Here is a 5,927-nt window from a genome sequence, read left to right on the forward strand (position 1 = left end):
GTGATAGTGGATGCCGTTTTCACCCAGCCAGCGAACGGTAGTCGCGTCAAAGGGCGCTGCAGCATGGACCCGATAGCCGGCAGTGCGCAGCGCAAGAAGAAGATGTCCTCGGGTAGTTGCAAGGGACTTTGGTTCGCTCACGATGACCAGGAAACGGTTCATGCATCGATCTTCCCAGGCTGATTGCCGGCTGACTCGCCCTTGTAAGTCTTCTGGCCTTGCAAACCAATTCTGGGGCGGGTTTTCCACAGCATCGATCAAGACGTTCAGGGCCAAAAGCAATGTTGTCCGTCGAGTTTTAGGTGGAGACTTCTGTATTCATCACCGCGACTCGTTGAATTCGCTCACAGCCTGCCATACAAGCGCATCGAGCATAAGCGAGCCAAGGAAGTCGGTGCATGTCCGAACGCATTGCTGTAATCGGCCTCGGCTACGTCGGCCTTCCCGTGGCCGTCGCCTTTGGCAAGGTTTTTCCGGGCACGGTCGCCTTCGATATCAGCGAGCGTCGGGTCAGCGAGCTGCGCGACGGCATCGACCGGACTGGGGAGGTCGACGCGTCGTCGCTCAGGGACTCCTCGATTGTGCTTACGACCGACCGCGAGGCGCTGAAAGGAGCCACTTTCTTCGTTGTCGCCGTGCCGACCCCGATCGACGTCAACCGGGCCCCTGATCTTGCGTCTCTAGCGCTGGCGTCCGAAATCGTCGGCGAAGCGGTAAGCAAAGGTGCGGTCGTCGTGTTCGAATCGACGGTGTACCCAGGCGTGACCGAAGACTTCTGTGGACCGATCATCGAACGAACTTCCGGTCTGCGGCACCCCAACGACTTCGCGCTTGGCTATTCACCCGAACGGGCGAATCCCGGCGACCGGGAGCACTCGTTGCAACGGATCATCAAAGTCGTCTCCGGAGAAAATGCCGAGACGCTGGAGCGCGTGGCGGCCGCTTACGGCCGGATCGTCGACGCCGGCGTCTACCGGGCCCCGTCGATCAAGGTGGCCGAGGCGGCGAAAGTGATCGAAAACACGCAGCGCGACCTCAACATCGCGCTGATGAACGAGCTTGCCATGATCTTCGAGCGGCTTCAGATTCGGACGCAGGACGTCCTTGATGCCGCGTCGACAAAATGGAACTTCCTTCCCTTCAAGCCCGGCTTCGTGGGAGGACACTGCATCAGCGTTGACCCCTATTACCTGACCGCCAAGGCGGAGGCCGAGGGCTACCATCCTCAAATCATCCTCGCCGGTCGCCGCATCAATGACGGCATGGGGGCCTTCGTCGCCCAGCAGGTCGTCAAGCAGCTCATCCGTTCGGACATGCCCGTGAAAGGTGCTTCCGTCGGCATTCTCGGGCTGACCTTCAAGGAGGATGTTCCGGATTTGCGTAACAGCCGGGTTTTCGACATGGTGAGGGAGCTGCGGCAGTTCGGCCTTGCCCCCAAAGTCCACGATCCTCTCGCCGATGCCGAGACCGCCCGCCGCGACTATGGCGAAACAATCCTGCCGATCGAGGACATGACCGATCTGAATGCTCTTGTCCTGGCGGTGCCGCACAAACATTATTCACGGGAAAAATCCCGTATTTTCGACATGATCAGGCCAGGCGGAACGCTGTTCGACGTCAAGTCAGCGATCAAGCCCGAGGAGATCCCCGAAAACATAAGGTACTGGAGCCTGTGAGCTCGATCTGAATCGAACCTCGAGGAAATGTTTTGACATCAAGCAGGCCGATTCTGGTCACCGGCGCAGCCGGCTTCATAGGTTTCCATCTCTGTCAGAGACTGCTCTCCGATGGCCGGCAGGTCGTCGGACTTGACTCCATGAACGAGTACTACGACGTCAACCTGAAGCGGGCGCGACTGGATCGGCTAAACGGGTTTGCCAACTTTCGGTTCGAGCATGTCGATCTCACGGAGCGCGACCGTATTTCAGCGCTGTTTTTGTCAACCGCGCCGGAGATCGTCGTCAATCTCGCGGCCCAGGCCGGCGTGCGCTATTCGCTGACCAATCCGCACGCCTATGCGGAAAGCAATCTCAACGGCTTTCTCAATATCCTCGAAGGATGCCGGCACGCCTCGGTTGGCCATCTGGTCTATGCCTCGTCCAGCTCGATCTACGGCGGCAGCACCCGCATGCCGTTCTCCGTTCACGATTCAGCCGACCATCCGCTCAGCCTCTATGCGGCAAGCAAGAAGGCCAACGAGCTTATGGCGCACACCTACAGCCATCTGTTTGGAACGCCGACGACGGGACTGCGCTTCTTCACCGTCTACGGCCCATGGGGGCGGCCAGACATGGCCCTGTTCATCTTCACCAGGGCTATACTCGCTGGCCAGCCGATCGATGTCTTTAACCACGGCAGCATGCAGCGTGACTTCACCTATATCGACGACATCGTCGAAGGCCTAGTCCTCGTCATGCAACGTCCCGCAACCGCCAATCCGGAATGGAGAAGTGCGGCGCCCGATCCAGCGACCAGCAGCGCGCCTTTCAGGATCCACAATATCGGAGGGAACTCGCCCGTTCAGCTGAACAGATTGATCGAAGTGCTCGAGGACGCGCTGGGCAGAAAGGCAATCCGCAACCTCATGCCGCTCCAGCCTGGCGACGTTCCGGCGACGTACGCCGACGTCAGCTCGCTTGAGGAGGCGACCGGCTTCAGGCCCACGGTATCGGTCGAGGTCGGCGTTCCGCGTTTCGTGGAATGGTATCGGGAATTCTACCAGGTATGACCGGGAGCGATTCTTCGATCTGCGAGCAGCATGGCCAAGGGGGAGCGCCAATGGAAGCACGCTATGATTTCGGCCGGAACTGGTCCGAGCTGGCCGCGCGGTTCGAGGAAGAGCACCTGGATCATGCTTGCGAGGACCTGCGCCGTCTTGTTGGCGACCTGAAAGGCCGGACTTTTCTTGACATAGGTTGCGGATCAGGCCTGCATTCGGCGGCGGCTCTCCGGCTGGGCGCGCGGAAAGTCTTGGCGCTCGATTACGACGTCGATTGCGTCGAAACGGCGAATGCCGTCCTCTCCCAGTTTGCGCCCGACGGGAACTGGCGCGTCAGGCGGGGTGACGTTCTCGACAAGGACTCCCTTCCGTCCGAGACGTTCGACGTCGTGTATTCCTGGGGCGTTCTGCACCATACGGGCGACATGTGGGCGGCCATTCGCAACGCCGCTGAGTTTGTCGCCCCCGGCGGCCGCCTCGCCATCGCGATCTACCTGAAAACGCCTCTTTGCGGATTCTGGACGGCCGAAAAGAGGCTTTATTCCTCCCAGCGATGGTTGCGGCCGCCAGTGAAAGCGCTCTTCGTCTCCGCTTACATGCTTGCGAGGACGCTGCGCCACCGGGACGCTTTCTCCTTCGTCCGCAATTACCAGGAACGGCGCGGCATGGAATTCCTGGCGGACGTCGACGACTGGCTTGGCGGATATCCTTACCAGTCAGCATCGGCCGCGGAGCTGGAGGCCGTGGTCGAGAGCCTCAGTTTCCGAACGAAGGACCGGTTCAACGTGAAGGCCGGCGTCGGCCTTTTCGGCACGGGCTGTGGCGAATGGTGTTTCGAAAGGACGCATTGCTGACCGCTGCGGTTTTCTTCCGGCTGCGTTCGCCGCACAGAGGATTGAAGGTGAAGACTCGCGCGTGGCCATGATGGAGCGTTGTCGCTGAATGTGCGGTATTGTCGGGATTGTCGGAGGAGCGGCCGCGACGAGCAGCGGCGCCTTCACTGCGCGCCGCATGGCGGACATGATCCGGCATCGCGGACCGGACGGCGACGGCGTCTGGACCGACGCCGAAGCCGGCGTCGCTCTCAGCCAGCGCCGGCTGGCAATCGTCGATCTGGCGTCCGCTGGCGCGCAGCCGATGGCTTCGCACAGCGGCCGCTTTGTCATTGTCTTCAACGGGGAAATCTACAATCACGCCGACATGCGAGCGCTCCTCGACCGGAAGCATGGCGATCATGCCTGGCGCGGGCATTCCGACACTGAGGTCTTTCTTGCCGCGATCGAAATGTTGGGCCTGAGGAAGGCCCTCGAACTATCCGTCGGCATGTTCGCGTTCGGCCTTTGGGACCGGCGCGAGAGGACGCTCGTGCTTGGGCGCGACCGCCTGGGAGAGAAGCCGTTGTACTACGGCCGCATTGGCAAGGCGTTCGCGTTCGCCTCGGAACCCAAGGCGTTTCATCCGCTGCCAAATTGGCGCCCGGAAATCGACCGGAACGCGCTGATGCTGTTGATGCGACACAACTACATCCCCGCGCCCTACAGCATCTATCGGGGCATCAGGAAATTGAGACCGGGTCACTTCCTGGTCCTTTCCGAAAGCATGCGGGAGCCGCGCATCGAGCGCTATTGGAGCGCGAAGGAGATTGCGGAACAGGGCCGTCGGGACCCGTTTCAGGGAAGCCCCGAAGAGGCGGTCGATGAGCTCGAGCGCCATCTTCGCCGCTCGCTCGAAGGACAGATGATCGCCGACGTGCCGCTCGGCGCCTTCCTATCGGGCGGCATCGATTCCTCCGCGATCGTGGCGGTCATGCAGTCGATCAGCCCGCGCCCGGTGCGCACGTTCACGATCGGATTTTCCGAAGCTGGCTATAACGAAGCCCACCACGCCGAGCAGGTGGCCCGCCAGCTCGGCACCGATCATACGGAACTCTATCTAAGCGAGCGGGACGCGCTCGATGTCGTGCCGCAGCTGCCTGGCATCTATTGCGAGCCCTTCTCGGACTCGTCGCAGATTCCGACTTTCCTCGTTTCCAAGCTCGCGCGCGGCAGCGTCACCGTTGCGCTGTCGGGCGACGGCGGAGACGAGCTGTTTTCGGGATACACCCGATATGCGCTCGCCGATGCGTTCTGGAACAAGCTTTCGCGCATCCCGATCGGCTTGCGCCGCATGTCAGCGGGGCTGGCGACTCTGCCGTCGCCCGGTCTCTACAACAATGTAGCCGCCGGCATCATGCCCCTGTTGCCGCAACGCCTCCGCCGCGCGCGCGTCGGCGACAAGATCCATAAGGCGGCGTCGGTCCTTTCGCTGGGAAGCATGAACGACGTATATCGTCGTCTCTGCTCGCATTGGGAACCCGCTGAACTCCTTCCGGGCGGGATCGAGCCCCCTACCATGCTGACGGGACTCGAACCGCTTCCGGTGCTGTCGGGCAACGTCGAGCAGATGATGTATCTCGACATGATGAGCTATTTGCCGGACGACATTCTGGTCAAGGTCGATCGCGCGGCCATGGCGGTCAGTCTCGAAACCCGAGTGCCGTTCCTCGACCACCGCCTCGTAAGCTTCGCACTGTCATTGCCTCTTTCCGTCCTGCGCGCGGGGAACCAAACGAAGTGGCCACTGAGGCAACTTCTTTACAAACATGTCTCGCGCGAACTCGTCGAGCGTCCCAAGATGGGGTTCGGGGTCCCGATCGACGCCTGGCTGCGTGGCGCGCTGCGCGACTGGGCCGAAGCGCTTCTCGACGAACGCCGGCTTCGGGAAGACGGGCTCTTCCGTCCCGATTCCGTCCGGCGCGCCTGGTCCGAGCACCTTTCGGGCCAGCGCAATAACCAGTATCTGCTTTGGGATGTTTTGATGTTTCAATCCTGGCGGGAAGCCCAGCAGATGTGCTCGACCGCTGCCGCGGCATAACCGACAACGCGGAACAATCACCGGAGCGTCGACCGCATTATCGATCTATCGAGCACTCTGCTCAGCCGCTATACCGTCCAATGCGAAGAGGCTGCAATACGAGACGGGAACCATTTTGAACGATCTGCGGACCGCCCATGAACTCCCAAGGCAGGCTCTAATCCCGTTTGCGACGCTCCGGCGCCGATTTACGCCCGCGAACATCAATATCTGCTTTTCGGCTGCCTGCTTCTTTTCACCGCCCGTCCTGGGATCGGTCGTGAGTTTCGTCTTCCATGGCGGCGCACTCTGGTCA

General features: G+C 61.2%; 4 protein-coding genes and 1 pseudogene. All 5 read left to right on the forward strand.

What is annotated here, in order from left to right; all coding sequences use genetic code 11:
• The first annotated feature begins 398 nt into the window (after window positions 1–398).
• The gene (locus EOA33_RS21320) at window positions 399–1,676 is read left to right on the forward strand and encodes a nucleotide sugar dehydrogenase (protein ID WP_127406498.1); all 1,278 of its coding nucleotides are present in this window, start codon (window positions 399–401) and stop codon (window positions 1,674–1,676) included.
• Between the two features lie 32 nt (window positions 1,677–1,708).
• On the forward strand, window positions 1,709–2,728 hold the full coding sequence (locus EOA33_RS21325; RefSeq protein WP_190234325.1) for an NAD-dependent epimerase: 1,020 nt from the start codon (window positions 1,709–1,711) through the stop codon (window positions 2,726–2,728).
• Window positions 2,725–3,573: a class I SAM-dependent methyltransferase gene (locus tag EOA33_RS21330; RefSeq protein ID WP_190234326.1), complete on the forward strand. Its 849-nt coding sequence runs from the start codon at window positions 2,725–2,727 to the stop codon at window positions 3,571–3,573. The genes EOA33_RS21325 and EOA33_RS21330 overlap by 4 nt, the downstream gene beginning before the upstream one ends.
• Window positions 3,574–3,661: 88 nt before the next feature.
• Complete coding sequence (gene asnB, locus EOA33_RS21335) at window positions 3,662–5,632, forward strand: asparagine synthase (glutamine-hydrolyzing) (protein WP_127406501.1); 1,971 nt, start codon at window positions 3,662–3,664, stop codon at window positions 5,630–5,632.
• 115 nt (window positions 5,633–5,747) lie between these two features.
• Window positions 5,748–5,927 (forward strand): annotated as a pseudogene (locus tag EOA33_RS39780) (hypothetical protein); the annotation flags it as partial.

It is taken from the genome of Mesorhizobium sp. M4A.F.Ca.ET.050.02.1.1 (assembly GCF_003997725.1).
In the GTDB taxonomy this organism is placed as follows: Bacteria; Pseudomonadota; Alphaproteobacteria; order Rhizobiales; family Rhizobiaceae; genus Mesorhizobium.